Genomic DNA, 17,951 nt, shown 5'->3' with positions numbered 1-17,951 from the left:
GTCAGTCGCGGGTGCGGTGCGTGCGGATGACCAGGGTGTGGTGCGGGCTTGCCTTGGGTCCCTGGACGGGCAGGACGTCGGTGCCGGTGAAGCCGTACTCACTCAGGAGACGTCGCCAGGTGTCGGCGTCGAAGCAGTAGTGGACGACCGGCAGGCGGACTTGGCCTGCGAGGGTGAGGTTGTCGACGCGGCGGCCGGGCAGCTCGCCGTCGCGCGGGCCGTTGACCGAGAAGGCCAGGATGCCGCCGGGGCGGAGCCGGTTGTGGATACGCGGGACAAGCCGGGCGGGATCTGTGTACCAGAGGGCTCCGTAGATGGAGAAGCACACGTCCAGCACGGGCAGCTTGAGGAGTACGTCGGCGGCGTCGCCGGTCTGGAAGTCGATGGCGGGCAGGTGGGCGAAGCGGGCGCGGGCCTGGGCGATGCGCTGTTCGGCGACATCGACGCCGATGGCGAGGCGGGCGCCACGGGTGGCGGCGTACGCGGTGTGCTCGCCTGTTCCGCATCCGACTTCGGCGACCCGCGCACCACGGAGGTCTCCGATCCAGTCAGCGCCCGGGCCGAGGCCGGGCCAGGGCGTCCAGGCGAGGGTGGACGGGACCGGCCCCGGTTCTCCGGCGGTGCCCGGGGCGTCCTGGGCGGCGATGTGGTTCCAGGCGCGGGCGTTGACGCGCGCGTCGATCGCATGCCCGCCGGGCGGCATCTGGTCGTTCACGGTGCGTGCCTTCTCTCCGTACGGTCGAGCGCGGGAGCCGGGCGGTTTCCCGGGGCGCCTGCTGCCCCCCCCCCCCCCCCCGGCGCCCGCGCTCTGATCGTTGGGTCACCGGCGGCCCATGGCCGCGACCTGGTCCATCCAGTCGTGGCGCACGGAGTCGAGGTCGCGCTGGAAGCTTTCGAGATCGGTGCCGTAGGCGATCACGCAGCCGCCGGCCATGTCGGCGGCTGCCTGGCACCCGTGCACCAGACGGCCGCCGAGCGCGGCGTGCGCCAGGACGGATTCGCGCCGCCGCGTCTCGGTGAACCAGCCGCCGTGGTACAGCTCGTCGACCTTCTTGCCCTCGTCCTGCGTGAAGCCGAAGACGACCGAGGTGGCGACGGGGAAGAACCAGCACGGGCCGATGTTGGAGAGCCGTCCGTCGAGCTCGACCCGGTTGAGCGCCATGATCGTGGTCGCCTCGCGCAGCGCCTTCAGCTCGCGCTCAGTGACGTCCAGCCCGGGGATGTTCAGGTACTCGTCGCGGAACAGGTAGGCGGCGACCTGGTAGCCGGTCGCCAGCACCTTCGCCGGGTCGTCGGTGATCTTTCCGTGCGCCTTGACGAACTCCAGAGCACGTTGTTCGACGGCCTGTTCGCCGGTCTCGGCCTCGCCGAGAAGCTCGGTGCGGACCAGGTCCCAGTCGGCCAGGAGCCAGGTGGGGTTCTCGTAGCGGAAGAAGTACCGGCCGGGGTCGACGGTGATCGTGTTGCCGCGGACAGTGAGGCCGTCGATGCGGCTCCACTCGGGAGTGAACTGCTCGGGCAGCGCGACGGAGAACGCAGTGGTCGAGGTGGTGCCGGGTGAGGCGGCCAAGGTCATGGCGGGATCCCTCCTGGTACGGCGGTGTGGGCTGCTCAGCGGTGTGCTGGGCGCCGTATGTCGAGGACACCGCTGACCGGAGTTTTTTGGCAGAGGCGCTGCTTGCTCGTGCATGCCTCTTTGCGTGTGGTGCAAAGGCCCCTGTCGGGTCTGCTTCGGCGCATCTACGGTGGGGGCGGCGCAGCCTCGGCTATCGGCGAGACGGGGTGCAGAGGTGGCAGATGCGACGCACGCGGCCCCTGGCGCGGCTGCCCAGGTCTCCCGCTACGAGCGGGGTGTCGCCTCCATGAATGACGTGGACGTGCGGCGCAACTTTGCGGAGGCCCTCGAGCTGCCGCACGTGGTGTTCGGTCTTCTCCCGCCCGCGCCCGGGCGGCAGATCCGACACGGTCAGGCGGTGGAATCAGCCTCCGTCTTGCCCCGGCTGCCCGCCCCTAGGGTGGGTAGACCCGGTCAGGAGGGCGGTGATGATCCGGTGCGGCGAAGGAAGTTGCTCGCGAACCTGGCGCTGACGGCCGCCGCGGCGGCCACCGCTCCGCTGGTCCCCGGCCGTGCGGCCGCCGCACAGGAGGCGCTGTTGGGGGACGTCCTGGTCGCCGGACTGCGCGACGCGATGCTGGGCCTGGGCGGCCCTGTTGCCGTGCCGTCCGTCCAGGTGTTGGAGAGGGACCTCGCCCGTGCTCGTACCGACTTCGATGCCTGTCACTACGCGGGGCTCTCACGGCGTCTTCCCCGGCTGATCCGGGCCGGTCATGCTCTCACCGCGGGCACCGGCAGCGATGCGGGTGCGCACTGCGAGCGGCTTGCCCAGGCCTACCTCATGGCCACCCGCATGCTGGTGAAGCTGGATGAACAACAGCTCGGCTGGATGGCTGCCGACCGCGCACGACAGCTCGCCGAAACCAGCGGCAACGTCCTGGCCATCGCCGAGTCGGCGCGGCAACTCGCGGTCCTCGCCCGCAAGGCCGGCTGGCACGACCAGGCGCTGTCCATCGCGCTCACCGCAGCCGATGACCCCGGACTGAAAGAGGCCGGGCGGGAAGGAGCAGCCGAGCGCGGGCTGCTGGTCCAGTCCGCTGCCTACACCGTCGCCCGCCGCGGCGATCGTGACGGCATGAGGGAGCTGACCGAGGAGGCCGCAGCCATCGCCACGAACCTGGGCGGCGCGCCGCTGCTGCGTGGACACGCAGGCGGGTTCAGCCTGATCACTGTCCAGCTCCACCGCATCTCCGCGGAGAACCATGCGGGAGACCCCCTCGCCGCCCTCACCGCGGCCCGCAGCATCTCCCTCAACCAGCTGCCGAGCCTGGAGAGGCGATCGAGGGGCCTGGGCGACATCGCCCTGGCTCTCGAACGCCTCGGACGCCGGAGTGAGTGCGTACGCACGCTGCTGGCGGCCGAGCACTACGCGCCACAGGAGGCTCATGCCCGCCCCGCGGTGAAATCACTGATCTCGAGTCTGCTCGTTTCCGGACCGGCATCGCCGGAACTGCGCGGCCTCGCGACCCGTAGCGGAGTCCTCGCCTGACGGCCCCTCGCCCAACCTGCGCATGGTCCCGGCGGTCGCTGACCGGCGGGTCAAAAACGCAGGGCACACGCCGCGCCGCAGTGCGGCACGACGATCCGTACGCCACCACCACCGAAGTTCGCGGCGCGGGCATCCTGTGGCCGACTTCCTCGGCCTCGCTGCCCTGCCCCTCCCCCGGGGCGCCAAAACGGCCGCGTTCCCGCCGACCGGCCGAAGTGCCCGCTGATCACGTAGGGGCGGGGCAGTGTTGGCGGGCCCGGATCTGTCGCACACACGCTGGCACCTTGTGACGGCGGCCAGTTCCACAGGACCGTTTGCATCCTTGGCCGTAGGTTGGACGCGTCATCGAGATCATGCACCAGGGGAGGGTGCTGTATGGGCGATCTGGAGCCTCAGCTCAAAACGGCACTGCGCACCGCGTGGCAGGAGACGACGGCTCAAGGCACGGGCCTGGCCGAGGACGCTTTCGGCGATGCGACGGCGCGTGCCGAGCTGGTGGACGAGGTCGTCCGCTTCTTCTACGACGAGGCGAAGTTCCGTACGCCAGGACCGGCCGCCGAGCGCGAGGAGCTGGTGAAGGTCGGCGATGCCGCGCGCGACTACGCGGATCGGATGTTCGCGCTCCGCAGTAGCCCTGATGGCGTGTGACCTGCTCTTGCCTGGCGCACCGGCCCGGGACAGCGCGGGGCTGTCTTAGAAGGCCTGCACGACCACGTGGCTGCCGTGTTGGTGGGGCCAGGCGCCGATCAGGCCCACGTGGGAGACATAGATGCACCGAACGCGACGAGGCGGGAAACCGGCGCTGGGCCCTGCTGGAGCTGTAACCCCGGGGCGCCCTCGGCGCCTCCGCGCCGTTCAGCAGGCCATGCCGAGGGGCCTGCGGATCAGTCCCGGGACCTGGACACCCCCCCCCGCGCCTCGCGGTGGCCTTCGGCCTGCTGAGGGCACCGAAGCCGGTCCCGAACAGTTCGCCAGGCACGGGGGCTTCGAATCGGCGGAACGGGCCCGCGAGCTGTATGCATCCGTGGCCGAGCTGGCCCGTGCTCAGTCTGCTCGTCCGCGCACATCTGCACGCACCTCGACGCGGACGCAACCGCTCAACCGAGCGACAGCCCGCGGCCCGGCAGCGCCCAAGCCGCTCATCAGGCCCCTAGATGTGTCGCCTCATGACGTTGGTTCCAGGGCGCCGTGATCGGCGAAGTCGTGGCCCGCTTCGGGGAGGACGACTAGGACCCCGGATCCAGGAGGGTCCTCCACGGATACTCTGCGCATGCGAGCTGCCCACTCAGGAGTGGGCCACTGGGTGCCGCTGTCCCAGCGGATCCCGGTGAGGTCGACCCCAACAAGATCCACGGCGGTGAGCTCAACGCCAACGAAGCTGCTTGCCGTGTCGATCAGATTGTCATGAGCTTCGGTGAAGCCGCGGTCGAAGGCGAGGGCGAGGGCGAGGGCACGGTCGGGATCGAGGTCGGGGCCGCGGAGCAGGGCGCGCTCAAGGTCACGGGCGAGGTCGCGGTCGCGGACCAGGGCGCGCTCGAGGCCGCGGGCGAGGTCGCGGTCGAGGGCGCGGGCGAGGTCGAGGGCGCGGCCGAGGCCATGGTTCATGGCGCGGTTCAGGTCCAAGGGGCGGGCGAGGTCGCGGGCGAGGGGGTGGGCGAGGGCGCGGGCAAGGGTGAGGTTGCGGCCGAGAGGGCTGGCGAAATGGAGGTCGCGGTCGTGGTTGAGGTAGCGACCGAGGTCTCGGGCTACGCCGGCTGCGTCCTCCAGGAAGGCTGCCACGGCCAGCAGGTCATCGCGACACCGGAGCCGCTCGTGTGGAGACACGGACTTCCAGCGAGCCGTTGCGTCAACCAGGCCCAGCCTCGTCACGCCGTCCAGGGCTGGACCGGTCCGGGCTGGAGGAGACGCGCCAGGACTATCCGGCGTGAACAGGCCGGACACTTTCAAGGGAGGCCAGAAGCCGGGAGAACGACGTGAGAACACAGCCAGCACACGGCCCAGGAAGGACTCAGCGACAATCATCACGCCGCACCTCCTGCACCCGTCGGATCCTGCTGCCCCGCAACGCCCGTCTCGGGCTGCGGACTCCCTGATGGACTACCCGTCTGGGGTCCAGGCAGAGCACCACTCGGCTGCCCAGGGCCGGGCTGCTGAGCGTTTTGCTGGAGGCCCTGAGCTTGTTGCTGCGCCTCTTCCACTACGCCGCCCAGAGCGGCCCGACCTGCACGCTTCACCATCAACGGCACCAGCGTGGCGACCTTCTCGACGGCCGACAACGCGCCCAGCCCGACGAGAAACGCCACCAGCGGATTAGTGCTCTGCGGATAGGCCGCCGCCACAGCACCAGTCAGGGCGCACTGACAAATAGCCTCAGCACTCCGGCGAACGCATACGCCTTCCAGCCGGGGGCGGGCAGTTGCTCCTCGCCGGGCCGCACATCAGCTCTGCGCCGGGGCGGGGCGGGTCGATGGTGTCCGACGTAACGTTCCACGGCATCTGACGATGCCACCTGATGGCCCGGATGATGTCGACGGCCTCCATCGAGGCGCCGCCGGTCATTCCCACCACCGCCGCCATGAGCCAGTCCATGGTTCGAGGCTAGAGGGCATCATGCGCGGAGGGAGTGGTTCGGCGTAGCCAACGTGCCGAGGCAGTACACCTAGCCACCTGGCGGCTTGCCCAATTGGGCAAGAATGATCTTGCTCGGCGGTCGAAGATGCGATGCCGCGCCGCTGGTTCCCCGCCAAGTTGATCGCCAGCTGCCCGGAGTACCAGATAGTGCGCGGGGAGCCCGTGGCGGAGGACGAGGCCGTGCAGGCCGTTCTAGACCTGAAGGACGAGGGGCTACTGGAGCGGATGCGCTTCTCCGGCGGGCACCAGCCGGTGTCGGTGAACCATGCCCGCTTCCGGCTGAACGCTGCCGGGCGGCGGTGCGCGTCCCGCTACGGCGGCGACATCGAGGCATTCCGAGCAGAGGAGAGAAGGGCGATGACCGTCCAGGTGAACACGGCATCCGGCGGCGGGAGCGTGTGCGCTTCCGTCCACGGCGACGCCCACCAGCACACCGCCGGGGCCCTGAACCCCGCCGATCTCGCAGCGCTCCAGTGCCTGGCCGCTGATCTGCGCGTCGGGCTTGATGTCCACGCCATGCACCGCATGCTCAACAAGCTCGGAGAGAAGCCCGCCACGGGCTCTGCACTGGCTGACGGCCAGAGGCACTCCGGCGTTGTCGACGGTCACCAGGTCGCGCTCAGGCAGGTGGATCTTCGCTGGTACCGGACCTTCTTCGGACGGGCTATCGGGTTCTACCGGCGGCCGCCTTTTCCCGTGCTGCAAGTTGCGTGGCCCGACGCGGATGACCGCTTTCACTGGGAAGAACAGGCCGAGGAAAAGCATCGGGAGTCGCAGCCTCAGCTGTGGCTACCACCCAATGAGCACCCTGTCGGGATCTGGACGATCGAACTCTGACCTCGAACGTGCCGCTGGCGAAGACCCGCACCGGCGCGAGAGGCTGCTGAAGCGAGATCATTTCGCGGAGGAGTTCGAATCCAGCCCGGCCGTAGAGCTGTCCCTTGATTTTCTTAATGCGGTTCACGGTGCCCTCGATGCTGCCCCAGCTCCAGTCCAGAGCGAGCCATGCCGTCACGGCGTCGAGGTCTCGGAGCAGGCGGAGTGCGAAGCCGGTGAGGCCAGGCAACGGGCTGGCATCGACTGCGCCGATCCAGGCGGGGAGCGTGCCGGCGAGGCGGCCGCTGAGTCTCTCGCCGAGTCGCGGACGTGTCCGGCGGCCGTGGCCAGTTCGGGGCAGCGGGTCAGAACGTCCTTAGCGGGTCAGAACGTCTTTCAGGTCAGCGCCGTTCTCCCCGTTCAGGGTGGCGGGGTGACAGGTGAGCCAGCCGGTCACCTGCCGCGCCGTCGGCCCCATGGCGATGCCTCGGACGGAGCCCCGCGCAAGGTCACGATGTATGCGCGGACCGTGCCATAGGTGACCAGGGCGTGCTCGGAAGCCAGCTCGCCGTGCCGTCGGGTGGGTGACGCTGGCGCATCCCTCGGCGAAGCGTCGCTTCCAGTAGGGCTTGCAGGGGGCCAGTCCGCTGGGCCGGGGGCGGTTCTCGCGCACGGTGTCCTGCCAGCGTGCAGCGCTCGCGCAACGGAGCACGGCGTTGACGCCCCAGCCCGGGTGCCGGGCAATCGCCCGGCGTGAGTGACCTTGGGCAAGGAGTTCGTGGACCAGGGCATGCGCTGCCTTCTTCCGCTCCGGGAAGGTCTTCCAGGGCGCATCAGCGGATAGCCTGATGACGCCTGCTCGCTCAACCTGCCGGGGAGAGTAAGTGCCCAGTCTGATCAATGCTGTTGACGTCCGCCCGCGTGTGAGCTATAGGACCATCCAGATCGGCCCGATCCTCTTTGAGGAAGCGCCTGCAGAAGACGACATCGTTCAGATCCCAGGAGAGGGCTGGAGTCTGACTTCTAGCGACAACGACTTCTTCCCGCTGGTACGCCTGGAGACATGGGACGGTCCCGCTCCCAAGCCGGCAGGCTCCTGGGAGTACGAACGAACGTTCAGTTCGCCGATGGAAGACCACCTCGCAGTCCTTGACCTGCACGGCTGCACCTACGGGGAGATCGCCCTGATTCCAGGGCGATATCACCTGCGCTTGCTCTGCCGAGGGCGGGATCACGTGGAAGCCCTGGTCACGCTCGATCCATTTCCGCCGGAAGACCCTCACGAGGATCCGCTTGAGGTGTGGGTCATCCAGATGTGGCCTGATCCCTGACCACCCGTGTCGCACCCCTCTTGAAGGCGGCGATGGCCCAGACCGCCGCAGCCGAGGCCGACGACCGCAACTTCGCCGCCCTGGCCCGGAAGGCGCCCGACCACCTCGCCGAGGCCGCCGGGCACCCCAGACACGACGACAACCGGCTGTGGACCAGCTTCGGACCGACGAATGCCTCCCTCTACCAGGTCGCCGCGCACGTCCAGCTCTCCCAGGGGACCGACGCGGTGTCCGTGGCCGCGAGCATCCCCGCCCCCGCGCTCGCATGGCTGCCCCCGGAGCGCCGGGCCCATCTGCTCGCCGACCGCGCGCTCGGCGAGATCCAGGCAGGACTGCGGGAGCAGGGGTCGCTACGCTGCTCGAGACCGAGCGCCTGGCCCCGGAGGAAGTCCAGTGCCTTCCCCGCACCCGGGCCGCGGTCGAAGACCTCCGGCTGCTCGACACCGGCAGCGAGGAGGGCCCCTTGCGCGCGCTCGCTGATCGCTGTGGACTGCCCGGGTGACCCAGACCCACACCCTGTACCTCATCGCGTGCGCCGCCCCGCCCGCCCGCCGCGTAAAGACACCGATCCGCCTTGCCCAGCAGGCCGGTTGCGATGTCTGCGTGATCCTCACACCGTCCGCGTACCGGTGGGCGAGCGAGGACGCCCCCGGCGAGATCCAGGCCGTGGAGAAGCTCACCGGCCACCCCGTACGCCACCAGTACAAGCTCCCCAGCCAGGAGGACGTCCTGCCACCGCCGGACGCGCTGCTGGTGGCCCCGCTGACCGCGAACACCGTCAACAAGTGGGCCGCGGGCATCAGCGACACCCTCGCGCTCGGCCTCATCACCGAAGGCATCGGCCTGAAGCTGCCGATCGTCGCCCTGCCGCACTGGAACAACGCCCAGGACGCGCACCCCGCTGTCGCCCGCAACGTCGACGTCCTGCGCACCGCTGGCGTCACCGTGCTGCTTGGCGACGGCGGCTTCACCCCGCACCCGCCCCGCCACGGCGCCCTCGACGCCTACCCGTGGCACGCCGCCCTCGACGCGCTGCCCACCATCGGCTGACTCTGTCGGTGCGCCTCCCGCGGAAGGGCACACCGACCTCACTCTCGTCGCCGCAGAGGAGCCCTCGTGTCGGCCCTGGCGTCCTAATGGGCTGTGAAGGGGCGGCACGAATCAGGCCCTACATAGAACCAGCGGCCCTGAGCTCTGACACCAGCTGCAAACTAGTTGGCACGGGAACCGTGGCTCTTCGAGCCTTGTCCCTGTCTTCGTGACAGCCAACCGTCGGCCGCGACCGACCTCGGGTGAACAGGAGTTACGGCTGTGGAGGGTCGGGCGGGCCCTGGCCGTCACCTTCACCGCCGCCATCCTGGTCGCCGGCGGCGTCTTCTACGGCCTGGTGTACCTGCTGGATTTCCAGGAGATCGACACCGCCAAGAAACTCGACGCCAAGACGCTCTTCGACCTGGTGAAGCTCTCCTTCGGGGTGGTCGCCGGGGCCGGCGCACTCGTCGCCCTGGTCGTCGCCTACCGCCGCCAGCGCGTGGACGAAGCCGGTGCCCGCCGCGAAGCCACCCGGCTCCACACCGAACGCTTCTCCCAGGCGGTCGAGCAGCTTGGCTCCGACTCCCCGGCGGTCCGGCTCGGCGGCGTGCACGCCCTGGCCGGACTCGTCGACGACGCCCCAGACGACGGCCTGCGCCAGACCTGCATCGACGTCCTGTGCGCCTACCTCCAGCTCCCCTTCACCCCCGACCCCGGCGACGACCCCGACCACCAAGACGAGCACCACCGCTACCTGGCCCTGCGCAAGGTCCGGCACACGATCCTGCGTCTCATCGGCGAGCACTACCGCCGCCCCCAGGGCACCCACCGCTCCTGGCAGGGCTGCGACCTCGACCTTACCGACGTCATCATCGACGGCAGCATGGACTTCAGCGGCGCGGCATTCTCCGGCGCGGTGTCTTTCAGCCGTGCGACGTTCTCCGGCAGCAGGGTGGCTTTCGACGAAGCAAGGTTCTCCGACGGCACGGTGGCCTTCGACGAGGCGACGTTCTGCGACGGCGACGTGTCCTTCGCCGACGCGATGTTCTCCGGCGGCACGGTGTCCTTCGACCGTGCGACGTTCTCCGACGGCAGGGTGGCCTTCGGCGGCGCGATGTTCTCCGGCGCCGTGGTGCCCTTCGAGCGTGCGACGTTCTCCGGCGGCACGGTGTCCTTCAGCCGTGCGACGTTCTCCGACGGCGAGGTGTTCTTCGACCGTGCGACGTTCTCCGACGGCGCGGTCTCCTTCAGCCATGCGTCGTTCTCCGGCGCCATGGTGGGCTTCGCCGGTGCGACGTTCTCCGGCGGCAAGGTGTTCTTTGACCGTGCGATGTTCTCCGCTGGCGTGGTGGGCTTGGCCAATGCGACGTATTCCGGTGGCACAGTGACCTTCCGTGCGACTTTTTCCGGCGGCATGGTGTCCTTCGCCGGTTCGACGTTCTCCGGCGGCGTGGTGGCCTTTGGCGGTGCGGCGTTCTCCGGCGGCGTGGTGGCCATCGACCGTGCGACGTTCTCCGGCGGCGAGGTGGCCTTCGTCGGCGCGAAATTTGCCGGCGGCACGGTGTCCTTCGCCGGTTCGACGTTCTGCGGCGGCGCGGTGTCCTTCAGCCGTGCGACGTTCTCCGGCGGCGAGGTGGCCTTCGACGCGGCGACGTTCGGCGACGACGTTGTGGCCTTTGGCCAGGCGACGTTCACCGCTGGCACGGTGACCTTCGTCGGCGTGGCAGGGGTGCCTCCGCGGGGGCTTCTCGACGCCGTCGCTTCTGCTCTGTCTGCCACCACAGTGCGTCTGCCTATGGGATGGCGATCCTTGAATCCGTAACACGCAGGGGGCGGAAACGGCCCAGGGGCCCCGAAATCCCCGGGCTCCTGGACCGTTGCCCGTCAGGATGTGCCTACGTTCGTCTACCGACCCTCGTCGAAGGGAATGCGGGCTCACCTGCGCGGGAACTCCACGCGTCGGAGGTCACGTTCCTGCTGGTCAACGAAATCCGTCGGTTGTCCGGGACCGCGCGCCTCGCGGCCACCCGGCGTCACGGCATGCCCGCACCGTGACGCCCCGGCTGCACACTGCGGACGGGCTACGTCACCGACCCAACGCACCCCCGTTTCCCTTGACCAAAGAGATAGGGGCCCCCGCGGTGGCTCTCTCCCCCCTGGGGCCCGTGGACCCCCCGGGGGGCTTTGCAGCGATAGGTGGCACCTCCGCGGCGCTCCGACCTGCGACCGGCATGCCCATTCCGCCGCGCCGGCCTTCCTGGCAGCGGCCACTGAGCGGATGTGGTGAAGGTGGCTGCGGGTTGGGTACGCGCCCTGATGGCAGGACGCGCCGGCTGTTGCAGCCAGTGGGCGAAGGGTGCCCTCAGATCTACAGGCACCCCTGCGGTGCAGACGGGCAACCGCGCCATCGCACCGCGGAGTTCACCGCTCAGCGCGACTATGTGCGATGGCCAGGTTCATGCATCTCACGCCAGAGCGTGCGGCGGACCGCACTCTTCACGAGTTCTCGACCTTGCGAACGCCGTGGGTCATCACCCCTCGTTCGCAGAACACGTCGGAGGTGGTGATGAAGTACTTGACGCGGATGTCATACCCGGTCAGTGTTCGGCACTTGACGTAATGCTCGTAGTGGCCAGGAGTGACACACACGGCCTCTGCGGTACGTCCCCCGTCGATGACTCTGAGACGGCAGCCAGGTGGGTCCACCGGAGCCTGCCCGGCCGCCCGGGCCGCAACGTGGTCGACTGAAGCCGGGGTTGCGGCAAGCGCTGTTGGTCCCACGCTCGTCACAAGCACGACGGCGGAGGCCAGCAGTGCTCGCTTTGCCAGTGTTCGTCGCGTCATCCGCATCCCTTCTGTGAAGCCTTGGGTATGGCCCGTGCCGCCCGCTGATCGCGTGGATGCCCGGCCTCCACCAGGGTCGACGACTGCGTGCAGCCCAGCCAAGGGCTCCGGCGAGCGTCCGTACATATGAGTGAAATACTGCGAAAAAAGGGATAGAAGGTGAGGTAGCCGATATTCGAATCCGTGTACATATATATCCATATGAGGAGCCCAGCTCCACGACCCACCGGACACGAACTAAGCGGCTTGCGTGAAGTCCTCTGATGGTGGGTGGATACGGTCGCGTAGCCGGGCCATGGCCAGGTCGACGGTCTCACTGAGGGAGTCGGTGCCGGTACGCGCGCTGGAGGTAGCCCTCGTACTTCGCTTGCCGCCAGGAGACCACCCGGGACGTCATCAAGCGGGCCATCGCCACCCGCAAGGGGACGTCGGCCCGCTTGATCCACATCGTCCCTAGGAATGTCTTCCGGGCCCTTCGGCAAGAAGGTGTGATCTTCCGCGATCGCGCGGCACTGTCGTCGGCGCCTTGGTACCAGCCGAGGCGCCGGAGGTGGCCGGTGCGGTTCTCATGCATCTCGCGGGTGGTGGCCCCAGGCCATCGTCCTCTTCGGCGCCCTCGCCCGGTGCGTCGCCGCTGACCTGCCGTGCCCGCCTACCTGCCTGCCTGCCTGCCGGACATCGTCACGATCTGGGCTCGGTGAAGAACCCGTCTGGAATCCTCCCGTTCAGCGGCATGCCTAACTGGCATGATCCGAGGATGACTTCGTCGATATCCGAGTCGTGGATCCGTATAGAGGCCTGGCTCGCCCAGCACACGCCTCGGACGTTTGCCGCTCTTGCACCACCAGCAGAGCGCTCGGCGATTGCCGTGGCCGAGCAGGCCATCGGACAGCCATTCCCCGAGCCCTTGGTGGAGTCCTTGCTGCGGCACAACGGCATGGGCCACTACGACCTGCTGCCGCCGTTCTGGTCCTTGCTCGATGTGCGGGGCATCACCAGGTCCTGGCAGACGCGCATGAAGATTTATGGAGATGAGCGCGCGGAAGCAGAGGAAGGCGATCCGGACGGGGAGTACGGGCCGTGGTGGCATGCCCAGTGGATCCCCTTCGCCTTTGACGGTGGAGGGGATGCCCTCATCATCGACCAGCGCTCCTACCGGCGCCGCGGAAGGATCGGCAGGGCTGACCACGAGCAGGGAACCTTCTTCCGCTCCCACCCCATGTGGGCCTCGCTCCCTGCCCTCCTGGATGCGACAGCTACCGCTCTGGAAACCGGCGAGGCGGTGGACGGGTACCGGCCTGTCGCAGTCGACGAGGATGAACTGGACTGGGACTTCTGATGCTCAGAACTCCGGCCCTGGACGACGTCGAGGCGTCCAATCCGGTGCCCGATCACTAACTGAGTGTTTGGTCCGGTGGTTGGTGTTTGGTCCCGGGTCAGGTTCCGCGCCAGTTGGGGGTGGTTTCGCCGGTGAGGCGGCGAGCCATCAGGTCGATCATCGCGAGGTGGATCATGGCTTCGGAACGGTGGGGGTGGGTTTCGTAGTCGCGGGCGAGGCGCCGGTGGTGCATGAGCCAGTCGATGCTGCGCTCGATGGTCCAGCGTCTTGGAATGACCTTGAATCCCTTGACTCCCGAGTCGCGTTGGACGGGATGGACGTCGATGCCCAATCGGGCGCCGTGGTCGATGGCGGTGGTGCGGTAGTCGGCGTCGACCCACGCCTTGGTGATGCGCGGGTGGACGGCGGCGATGCGGGTCAGCAGGGTCGACTGGTCAGGGACTACGAAACCAAGAGACCCGCGGCCGTCGGTGCGCGTGCTGCTCGTACGGCCGACGCTGACCGCTTAGGCGGCGGGCTGGTAAGTGACGGTGGTGGCCCGGCAGTCCTCGGCAAGGCCGAGCAGCACCTGGCGCTCGGTGTCGTCCGCGGCCAGGCTCCAGCGGAGCTTGGTGGCCCCAAGTCGCGGTGTAGGTGCAGTGGTAGGAGCCGTCTGGGGGCATCCATTCGGCCGGGTCCTTGTCGGCCATGGACCGGTTGGAAACCAGCGGGTTCGGGGGATCTGGACGGTGCTCCGGTGAGAACCCGCTGGGGGGTCTGGTGGTTCTGGCCGGGGGTACCGCGCGGGTTCCGTTTCGCCGTGTGGGTCAAGATGGGGCCTCCGATCTGGAGGGGGCTTTGGGATGGGTTACGACCTGCGAGCAGTGATCGCTGATGAGGAGGCGTTGCGTGGCGCGGCGCGGGACCTGCCTGCCGCCCGACTGGCGTCGATCGGACAGGGCCTCTCGCTGATGCCGATGACGGACGCGCTGTTCGATTCCGTCGCAGACGGCAGCGGTGTCGGCACGTTGGGGTTCTGGGCGTTGCCAGGAGGGTTCGAGAAGACCCTCGTTGCCTGGTCAGCCGGTGGGCCGGTGGCCTACGTGGAAGCTGAGTACTTCGGCGGCGTAGGCGAGCAGCGGGCTGCCGTGTGGAACGGCGGCGGCATCGTGCTGGGACCGCTGCACGTGGAGGAGGGGCAGCCCTTTCCGCCTGCCGGCAGTCCGATCTCTCAAGCGCTGCGGCGGTTGGGCGTAGTGGCAAGCACCGGCGAGGACGAGTTCTCAGCGGTGGGGTTCGACCGGCATCGACACGGTGAGGCGTGGATTGCCTGACGCGCGACTTCTGAATTCCCGCACTCACAGGCAAGTTCCTGCTCGCAGAATCTGCCCGTGAGTGCGTGAACCTCGCACGCTCGCTGATTCGCCCGGTGCAGGGTGCTCACCTGCGTACTTGCGCTGATGCGAGCGAGGTATGCCCCGGGGAACCCGCGTGAACTCCAATTGAGGCGGCCGAGACCGCGATCAGCGTGTCCGGGGATTCCTGGTCGTTTGCGTAGGCCTCGCGGCGCTTGGCGTCCCAGGCGTGGCCGCCCGAGTCGTGGACTTCGGCCAGGGGGTCGAAGTGGTCGACGTCCAGGCGGGCGGCGTCGGTGACAGTGAGGTCGTCGTACGCGCTGTGCCACACCTCGCCGGCGAGCTTGCAGCCCGCCGTGACCGTGGGGGCCACCACGGCCTCGGCGAGGATGACCTCCTTACGCGTGTCGCAGCCGTCGGTGAGATTCAGGCCCCGGGTCCAGTGTTTGTACAGGCTGCGCTGGTAGCCCTCACGCTGCTCGCCGGCAACCGGCAGCCGGTCGACCGCTACGGACAGCGGCAGCGCCACCGGCTCCGCGAACGAAGAGGTGGGCGCGGCGACATGGTCGCGGGCGTGGGCGGCGGGCGCGGTGGCGAGCAGGGGCAGGGCGGCCAAGGGCGAGCGCGGGAAGCCCGCGCACCAGGTTCTTGATCACAGGGAGGTTGTAGCGGCCTGCGGCCGGGGCGGGGTGGGATACCGCGATCAGCTCACGCGTGCGGGTGCCTGTGGCCAGCGTGCGCGCTCGGCCGAAAGGGGCATCCATTTTCCCTGTCAAGTCTGGCTGTGTTGTAGCGATCTCTCATTTTTCTCCTGGTGTTGGTTGTTGAGGTGACTCCGCGTAATAGCGGAGAGGGTGGCTCTATTCACGAATCCCGAAAGCAGATCGGCAGTTCGGGATGCGGTCCGCTGCTACCGAAGTCGAAGCTCACGAGAACGGGAGGCATCTCGTCCTCGGCAGGCGTGGTTGTAAGGCCCGCCCCATTGGCGAGGATGGGGCCCGGGCCGGTGGCTTGATCGGTCTGCGAGTCTTGATCGCTGCCGAGCGTGCTGATTGGCTGGCCGACATGACTGAGCTGGGACCCATCGCCTGGCCCCCTGCACCGATCAGGACCGAAAGGCTCGCACTCCGTGAGGCCGAGGCCCGGGACCGTGCGGTGTTCATCGAACTGCTCGCCTCGCCAGAGGTGCACACCTACCTTGGCGGCCCCCGTCCGCGTGACGAGCTTGAGCGCGAGGTGCCCGAGGTGCCTGGGCAATGGCCTGGGTGTTTCGTCGTCGATCTCGACGGGGCGATGATCGGTGAGATCCTGCTCAGGAGAGCAACGGAGGACCGTCGCCCGGCTGCCGCGGGGAAGGTCGATCTCGGCTACCTGTTCCTGCCGCGAGCGTGGGGATTCGGGTACGCCGCCGAGGCGTGCACGGCGGCACTCGACTGGTTCGACGGCGTCCTTCCCGGCGAGCCGGTGGTGCTCCACACCCAGACCGCCAACGTCGGCTCGATGCGCCTCGCGGCAAAGCTAGGATTCACCGAGGTAGAGCGGTTCCATGCCTGGGATGCCGAGCAATGGCTCGGCATGCGGCCCCCCCGTCATGACCTCTGATTGAACTCGTACTCGACAGGCCCTTTCGTCCTGACCGCTGCGCGGCCAGGACGAAAGGGCCTGTCTCCAACGCAGGCGTCCTCAGCCGACGACGGCACAGTGATCCATGCCCTTACCGACATCCTCCGCCGGGAGCGCACCACCCACCGTGAGCGCGTCCAAGAACTCGAACAACGACTGGCGCCGCACACGGCGAGATCCTGCGCTTGCAACGCGTGATCCAGTCACATGGCCCGACCTCGTGACAGCACCCGCCGGGCTGCAGAGCTTACGATCCGGAGCGCAAACCCAGAGCACTGTGCTCCACCACGCCCGCGGGAAGATCACTCTTCCCCGAAGCCTGAGCAGCCAACTCAACGAGACCGGACCGGAGTTCGGCGGCGGGCTCACCAAGGACGATCGCGCTGATGATCAGCTCCATCATCAGACAGTCGTACGTGTCCCCCACCCTCCGATAGCGCTCGCGATCGGCCTCCACAACAGCGGAGGCAATCTTCCTCCCACCACCGGTCACTGGGACAAAGGACACCTCATAGACACCGTGACCGGTCCAACTCCGGTGCGTGAAAAGGACATCGCCTTCAACGAAAACGTTCCACTTCTCATCCATGTCCCGGGCTCGATATCCGCGCCGGATCCGGTCCCAGTCCTCGTCAGTCCAGACTCGATCCGGCACCTGAGACACCGGCCGGGGCGTGTTAATCGGATGGAGGCGCCGGAACGACTCTCGGGTGAGCAGGGCATCGGCAGTCATGACGTGATCCTACGGAAGCACCACTCCAGCAGGACAGCGACTTACCTCCAAGAGCAGTCACCCTGGCCAAAGGATGCGCCTCAGCTGCCTTCCCGACGCGTCCGCAGCGTGGTGAACAGCGACTTCGCAAGACGCCTTCACCGTTACCCCAGATAAGTCCGGGACTTCGACTACGACGCCAACCCCAGCATCGACCCCGCCACCATCCCCACCCTGGCCAAGTGCGAGTGGGTCATGTGGAGGTGCTCGGGGATGTCCGGCGACCCAAGCGCTTGCCCGGCCGACCGGCCCGCCGTCGGCGGGCGGCCGTGCGCAGAGCAGCGGCCCGGCTGTCGGCCAACGGCAGTCGAGCAGATGGAAGGCCCACCCGTCTTCATGCCGCGTCGCGGCGCTGAGAGGAGTGCAGCCGTTGAGGCCTTCCGCTTGTTGGGGACTACTGAGGCGGGGGCAGGGTCATGGCAGGCCGCTTGGCGATGCGCCGCCCGCGTCTCGCCTCTGCGCGGGCTGTGGGCTCCGGGACCGCGGTCTTGGCAGGGAACTGCGGTTCGCCTCTCGGAGGCGCTCGAAGGCCACTTTGCGCAGCGCCAAGAGCTAAGGCGTCAGCCGGGCGTATGGCAGTAATCGCAGACCGTCTTTATCCAGGTGCCTTGCTGGTCACTGTGGAAGCGAGGACGACCGGCCGCTCCGCAGGCCTCGCAGGTCCGCTCAGCCTCCGTTTCGATGGCTTCGGTGAGCTGGCTGACATGGTCGGCCCAGTCGCCGTCGAAGTGTCCGCCTTCGTCGAAGCGGTCGGCGACGTAGATCCTCAGCCCGCCGAGCTTCGGGGTGCACTCGTCGATGCGGTAGTCCGGCGCCAGTGCCAGGAGCTGCTCGTGGAGCTTGAGCAGGAGCGGGTGCCAGCCGGGGCTGACGGTGTCGAAGAGCTCGGGGATCTGCTGGCCGAAGGCCGGGCAGAAGGACGATGCGGTGCGCATGATTGCAGCGTCTCGCGGACCACTGACAACGCCGGTTCCCCGCTGATTCCTCGGAGTGCGCCGAGGTTCCTTCGCGGCGGCGCGTGCTCGGCCGATGACGTCTGGGCTGACTCCCATTTGTCTAAGATTCGACCCCTTCAACCCCTGTGGCCTGGCGCCGGTGACGCTGGTGGGCCCGTGACCAGGCGCT

The 17,951-nt window shown here is 68.3% G+C and carries 18 protein-coding genes and 1 pseudogene; 9 read left to right on the top strand and 10 right to left on the bottom strand.

The annotated features are described in order from the left end of the window. Position 1: 1 nt before the first annotated feature. A complete protein-coding gene (locus AC07GB_RS35280) occupies positions 2–715 on the bottom strand; it encodes a class I SAM-dependent methyltransferase (RefSeq protein WP_478852817.1) in 714 nt (237 codons plus the stop codon). 105 nt (positions 716–820) lie between these two features. Then, positions 821–1,576 carry a hypothetical protein gene (locus tag AC07GB_RS35275; protein WP_478852815.1) on the bottom strand — a complete coding sequence of 252 codons (756 nt, stop codon included), beginning with the start codon at positions 1,574–1,576 and terminating at the stop codon, positions 821–823. Positions 1,577–1,862: 286 nt separating this feature from the next. Between AC07GB_RS35275 and AC07GB_RS35270 the strand changes: the two genes are divergently transcribed. Both AC07GB_RS35270 and AC07GB_RS35265 read left to right on the top strand, forming a co-directional pair. Next, on the top strand, positions 1,863–3,104 hold the full coding sequence (locus AC07GB_RS35270) for an XRE family transcriptional regulator (protein ID WP_478852813.1): 1,242 nt from the start codon (positions 1,863–1,865) through the stop codon (positions 3,102–3,104). Positions 3,105–3,479: 375 nt separating this feature from the next. Beyond that, positions 3,480–3,752, top strand: coding sequence for a hypothetical protein (locus AC07GB_RS35265; RefSeq protein ID WP_478852812.1), 273 nt, complete (start codon positions 3,480–3,482; stop codon positions 3,750–3,752). Between the two features lie 516 nt (positions 3,753–4,268). Here AC07GB_RS35265 and AC07GB_RS35260 read toward each other — a convergent pair. Then, positions 4,269–4,883 (bottom strand): hypothetical protein, encoded by a 615-nt coding sequence (locus AC07GB_RS35260; protein ID WP_478852810.1) that lies wholly within the window; start codon positions 4,881–4,883, stop codon positions 4,269–4,271. 591 nt (positions 4,884–5,474) lie between these two features. Next, positions 5,475–5,693 (bottom strand): hypothetical protein, encoded by a 219-nt coding sequence (locus tag AC07GB_RS35255; protein ID WP_478852808.1) that lies wholly within the window; start codon positions 5,691–5,693, stop codon positions 5,475–5,477. A gap of 204 nt (positions 5,694–5,897) precedes the next feature. On the opposite strand from AC07GB_RS35255, the gene AC07GB_RS35250 reads away from it, so the two are divergent. The 4 genes from AC07GB_RS35250 to AC07GB_RS35235 all read left to right on the top strand — a co-directional run bounded on the left by AC07GB_RS35250 (position 5,898) and on the right by AC07GB_RS35235 (position 10,736). Next, entirely contained in the window at positions 5,898–6,572 is a 675-nt protein-coding gene (locus AC07GB_RS35250; protein WP_478852806.1) for a DUF4262 domain-containing protein, read from the top strand. A gap of 863 nt (positions 6,573–7,435) precedes the next feature. After that, positions 7,436–7,882: a hypothetical protein gene (locus AC07GB_RS35245; RefSeq protein ID WP_478852804.1), complete on the top strand. Its 447-nt coding sequence runs from the start codon at positions 7,436–7,438 to the stop codon at positions 7,880–7,882. A gap of 498 nt (positions 7,883–8,380) precedes the next feature. After that, on the top strand, positions 8,381–8,932 hold the full coding sequence (locus AC07GB_RS35240) for a flavoprotein (protein ID WP_478852802.1): 552 nt from the start codon (positions 8,381–8,383) through the stop codon (positions 8,930–8,932). A 208-nt stretch (positions 8,933–9,140) separates the two neighbouring features. Next, positions 9,141–10,736 (top strand): pentapeptide repeat-containing protein, encoded by a 1,596-nt coding sequence (locus tag AC07GB_RS35235; RefSeq protein ID WP_478852800.1) that lies wholly within the window; start codon positions 9,141–9,143, stop codon positions 10,734–10,736. Between the two features lie 674 nt (positions 10,737–11,410). Here AC07GB_RS35235 and AC07GB_RS35230 read toward each other — a convergent pair. Together AC07GB_RS35230 and AC07GB_RS35225 are read right to left on the bottom strand one after the other, a co-directional pair. Continuing rightward, a complete protein-coding gene (locus AC07GB_RS35230) occupies positions 11,411–11,563 on the bottom strand; it encodes a hypothetical protein (protein WP_478852798.1) in 153 nt (50 codons plus the stop codon). A 508-nt stretch (positions 11,564–12,071) separates the two neighbouring features. Further along, complete coding sequence (locus AC07GB_RS35225) at positions 12,072–12,206, bottom strand: hypothetical protein (RefSeq protein ID WP_478852796.1); 135 nt, start codon at positions 12,204–12,206, stop codon at positions 12,072–12,074. A 309-nt stretch (positions 12,207–12,515) separates the two neighbouring features. On the opposite strand from AC07GB_RS35225, the gene AC07GB_RS35220 reads away from it, so the two are divergent. Beyond that, positions 12,516–13,097 (top strand): SMI1/KNR4 family protein, encoded by a 582-nt coding sequence (locus AC07GB_RS35220; RefSeq protein ID WP_478852794.1) that lies wholly within the window; start codon positions 12,516–12,518, stop codon positions 13,095–13,097. Positions 13,098–13,194: 97 nt separating this feature from the next. Here AC07GB_RS35220 and AC07GB_RS35215 read toward each other — a convergent pair. Further along, positions 13,195–13,521: pseudogene (locus AC07GB_RS35215) on the bottom strand (IS5 family transposase); the annotation flags it as partial. A gap of 418 nt (positions 13,522–13,939) precedes the next feature. On the opposite strand from AC07GB_RS35215, the gene AC07GB_RS35210 reads away from it, so the two are divergent. Next, a complete protein-coding gene (locus AC07GB_RS35210) occupies positions 13,940–14,410 on the top strand; it encodes a hypothetical protein (RefSeq protein WP_478852792.1) in 471 nt (156 codons plus the stop codon). Between the two features lie 106 nt (positions 14,411–14,516). Here the strand turns inward: AC07GB_RS35210 and AC07GB_RS35205 are convergent, their stop codons facing one another. Continuing rightward, positions 14,517–15,047 carry a hypothetical protein gene (locus AC07GB_RS35205; RefSeq protein ID WP_478852790.1) on the bottom strand — a complete coding sequence of 177 codons (531 nt, stop codon included), beginning with the start codon at positions 15,045–15,047 and terminating at the stop codon, positions 14,517–14,519. A 449-nt stretch (positions 15,048–15,496) separates the two neighbouring features. Between AC07GB_RS35205 and AC07GB_RS35200 the strand changes: the two genes are divergently transcribed. Further along, positions 15,497–16,033 carry a GNAT family N-acetyltransferase gene (locus tag AC07GB_RS35200; RefSeq protein ID WP_478852788.1) on the top strand — a complete coding sequence of 179 codons (537 nt, stop codon included), beginning with the start codon at positions 15,497–15,499 and terminating at the stop codon, positions 16,031–16,033. Between the two features lie 268 nt (positions 16,034–16,301). Here the strand turns inward: AC07GB_RS35200 and AC07GB_RS35195 are convergent, their stop codons facing one another. Together AC07GB_RS35195 and AC07GB_RS35190 are read right to left on the bottom strand one after the other, a co-directional pair. Beyond that, positions 16,302–16,787, bottom strand: a complete 486-nt coding sequence (locus tag AC07GB_RS35195; RefSeq protein WP_478852786.1) for a hypothetical protein — start codon at positions 16,785–16,787, stop codon at positions 16,302–16,304. Positions 16,788–17,386: 599 nt separating this feature from the next. Continuing rightward, a complete protein-coding gene (locus tag AC07GB_RS35190) occupies positions 17,387–17,761 on the bottom strand; it encodes a hypothetical protein (protein WP_478852784.1) in 375 nt (124 codons plus the stop codon). Positions 17,762–17,951 lie beyond the last annotated feature (190 nt).

The sequence above is a fragment of the Streptomyces sp. NPDC045778 genome, from assembly GCF_056431945.1.
This window is presented reverse-complemented; position numbering and strand designations above follow the sequence as displayed.

Coding starts and splice junctions, on each gene's coding strand:
- AC07GB_RS35275 (WP_478852815.1), bottom strand. CDS start 1,576: ATGACCTTGGCCGCCTCACCCGGCACCACCTCGACCACTGCGTTCTCC.
- AC07GB_RS35270 (WP_478852813.1), top strand. CDS start 1,863: ATGAATGACGTGGACGTGCGGCGCAACTTTGCGGAGGCCCTCGAGCTG.
- AC07GB_RS35265 (WP_478852812.1), top strand. CDS start 3,480: ATGGGCGATCTGGAGCCTCAGCTCAAAACGGCACTGCGCACCGCGTGG.
- AC07GB_RS35255 (WP_478852808.1), bottom strand. CDS start 5,693: ATGGACTGGCTCATGGCGGCGGTGGTGGGAATGACCGGCGGCGCCTCG.
- AC07GB_RS35225 (WP_478852796.1), bottom strand. CDS start 12,206: ATGTGGATCAAGCGGGCCGACGTCCCCTTGCGGGTGGCGATGGCCCGC.
- AC07GB_RS35220 (WP_478852794.1), top strand. CDS start 12,516: ATGACTTCGTCGATATCCGAGTCGTGGATCCGTATAGAGGCCTGGCTC.
- AC07GB_RS35210 (WP_478852792.1), top strand. CDS start 13,940: ATGGGTTACGACCTGCGAGCAGTGATCGCTGATGAGGAGGCGTTGCGT.
- AC07GB_RS35200 (WP_478852788.1), top strand. CDS start 15,497: ATGACTGAGCTGGGACCCATCGCCTGGCCCCCTGCACCGATCAGGACC.
- AC07GB_RS35195 (WP_478852786.1), bottom strand. CDS start 16,787: ATGACTGCCGATGCCCTGCTCACCCGAGAGTCGTTCCGGCGCCTCCAT.
- AC07GB_RS35190 (WP_478852784.1), bottom strand. CDS start 17,761: ATGCGCACCGCATCGTCCTTCTGCCCGGCCTTCGGCCAGCAGATCCCC.